Here is a 1,554-nt window from a genome sequence, read left to right on the forward strand (position 1 = left end):
GGCGCAACATCTCCGCCACGTCATCCGGCGTCTTCATCACCTGCCCCCGTGGATCACTCCACGACGAGCCTTCCGTGTTTCGTTCCTCGTTCATTCGCTCTCTCCTCGGCTATCCAAGGAGGGGGCAATTCCTCGTGACGCCGAGGGGCGCATTGCCTCCCTAAAAATGTTACCGGACAACTTCCCTGTCGAGTCTGGGGCGGAGCTGCCGAATCAGTTCGGCGGCTATGGCAGGGAAGATCAGCATGCGCGCAAGGCGCGAGATCACATCAGCGCTGGCCGAGCGTTATCGGGCGAGCGGGCGGCCCGAGAAGGGACGGATCCTAGACGAGCTGTGCGCCGTTACGGGATGGCATCGCAAGCACGCGATCCGAGCACTGTCAGTGGACGGGGCATCGGGATCGGCCGTGCCGCGGCGACGGGGCCTGGCCTACGGGGCTTCCATTCGCGTTGCACTGATTGTGCTATGGGACGCCTCAGACCGGCTCTGCAGTAAGCGGCTCGTCGCGATGATCCCGTTCTTGCTTCCGGCACTTGAACGGCACGGCAGATTGAACCTTTCTGCCGATGAGCGGTCGCAGGTTTTGAAGGTGAGCGCGGCGACGATCGATCGCCTGCTGAGCGACGTTAAGATCGCAGCAGCCGGAGGACGCCGACGGCGGGCCGGCTTTTCCAGTGCCGTACGGCGGCAAGTCCCGGTGCGCACATTCAATGACTGGGGATCACCTCCGCCGGGTTACTGCGAAGCGGATCTGGTTGCGCACGGCGGCATGTCCGTATCCGGCGCGTTCATTCAGACGCTAACAATGGTGGATATCGCAACGGGGTGGACCGAATGCTTTCCGCTCGTCGTGCGTGAAGCAACTCTTGTGGTCGAGGCTCTCGAGCGCGCGCAGAACCTATTTCCCTGGCCCGTTCGCGGGCTCGATTTTGACAACGATAGCGCCTTCATGAACGACACGGTCGTGTCGTGGTGCCGCTCTCACGATGTCGAAATCACTCGTTCCAGGGCCTACAAGAAGAACGATCAGGCGTTCGTTGAACAAAAGAACGGAGCTATCGTTCGCCGCTTGGTGGGCTACGGGCGGTTTGAAGGCACTGACGCCGCTCGCTCATTAGCTCGCCTGTTTGCGGCGGCACGGCTGCACATCAATTTCTTCCAGCCCTCGTTTAAGCTGAAGGAGAAGCACCGCGAAGGTGCCAAGGTGATCAAGCGCTATCTTCCTCCCGCTACGCCGTACGAAAGAGCATTGGTCCACCCGAGGCTCAATGAGGCATTCAAACGTCGGCTGCGGGAGATTTACCGCACGCTTGATCCGGTGGCATTGCTGGCACAGATGCGGGACGCTCAAAATGAGCTGGGCGAGCGCGTTGATCAGCGAGCTGGAAAGCCAGCGATGACTGTCGCGCCGGTGCAAAGCGACTTGGCGCCCTTTTGCCCGAGAGCTCGGCGATGGTTGGAAACAGGGTGAGCAGCGGGCATTCATCGGCGCCGCTATGTGCGGCGCAAACCTGTGCCACGTCGGCCATCGATGCTCGACCCCTACATTCCCA

At 61.3% G+C, this 1,554-nt stretch carries 1 protein-coding gene; it reads left to right on the forward strand.

Annotation, left to right across the window (positions count from 1 at the left end):
* The first annotated feature begins 245 nt into the window (after window positions 1-245).
* Window positions 246-1,472: an integrase catalytic domain-containing protein gene (locus SO139_RS46110; RefSeq protein WP_498542142.1), complete on the forward strand. Its 1,227-nt coding sequence runs from the start codon at window positions 246-248 to the stop codon at window positions 1,470-1,472.
* Window positions 1,473-1,554: the final 82 nt, after the last annotated feature.

This window comes from Bradyrhizobium sp. UFLA05-89, assembly GCF_059803475.1.